Origin of the sequence: Neisseria sp. HMSC70E02 (genome assembly GCF_001838645.1) — a bacterium.
GTDB lineage: Bacteria > Pseudomonadota > Gammaproteobacteria > Burkholderiales > Neisseriaceae > Neisseria > Neisseria macacae.
Genome location: NZ_KV838087.1, coordinates 1 through 538 on the forward strand (window position 1 = coordinate 1; position 538 = coordinate 538).

Below are 538 nucleotides of genomic sequence, written 5' to 3' on the forward strand. Positions count from 1 at the left end.
CAATCCCCATTTTGATACCACACAACGATAAAGATGAAATGTCCGGTTTATTTTTTGAAAGGGGGCGGAATGAAGGAAATTCAGCGGGGATTTTCTTTGTCTCAATTGGTTTTTACCATCATGATGGTGGGGATTTTAACGTCGATTGCCTACCCGTCTTACCAAAAATATGTTGAAAATACCAAGCTGCAGGAAGTGCGGGCTGCCATGCTGGAAAACGCCCAATTTCTGGAGCGTTTTTATCAAAAAAACGGAAGTTTCAAACAAAGCTCTACCCAATGGCCGGAATTGCCGATTAAGGAAATCGGCGATTTTTGCATCAAGGTGCAAGGCGACGCCAAAGGCACGCCGGACGGGCGGTTTACCCTGAAGGCAGTAGCGCGGTCGGATAAAAATCCCAAGGTATTGAAGATCAACGAAAGCTTTGTCACGGTATCGTGTGAAACGACCGAAAGCACCTGCGAAGACAAGGCGCAGCATTTCGCCAATACGGACAAATCATGCAAGATATTTGAGTCTTGAGGCATCGATAGCAAAA

General features: G+C 45.7%; 1 protein-coding gene. It reads left to right on the plus strand.

Going from position 1 to position 538, the window contains the following annotated elements:
* The first annotated feature begins 69 nt into the window (after positions 1 to 69).
* Entirely contained in the window at positions 70 to 522 is a 453-nt protein-coding gene (locus HMPREF3277_RS06135) for a type IV pilin protein (RefSeq protein WP_070870369.1), read from the plus strand.
* Positions 523 to 538: the final 16 nt, after the last annotated feature.